The organism is Komagataeibacter intermedius TF2 (assembly GCF_000964425.1).
Classification (GTDB): Bacteria; Pseudomonadota; Alphaproteobacteria; order Acetobacterales; family Acetobacteraceae; genus Komagataeibacter; species Komagataeibacter intermedius.
In genome coordinates, this window is sequence record NZ_BANF01000606.1 from 1 (window position 1) to 330 (window position 330).

The 330-nt window shown below is 54.8% G+C and carries 1 pseudogene; it reads right to left on the minus strand.

Going from position 1 to position 330, the window contains the following annotated elements:
• Positions 1–330, minus strand: a pseudogene (locus tag B7449_RS18780) (hypothetical protein); the annotation flags it as partial.

Below are 330 nucleotides of genomic sequence, written 5' to 3' on the forward strand. Positions count from 1 at the left end.
ATTATTATGTCCAAGGTAGGTAATGGGCGAATTGACGCCGTCATTCGTGGTGTTGGTGCTGACCTTTGATGCAATCTCGGTGGAAAAGGTGCTGTTTTGCGCTGCCTGACTGGCCTGGAACGATGTCAGGTTGGCCTGAATTGTGGTGATGTCGGCATAAGTGGCAAGGTATTCATCCCCGCCCGTATAGAAAAAATGCGGCCGTCCACTTCCCGCCGACTGATACAGTTTAAGCCCCTGCGCATCCCCGGACGCGGCAACACCCGACACGCAGTTGCCTATATCCGCAGACAGCGCCGTCACGTCAGCGTAATAGGCCAGTGCGCTGTA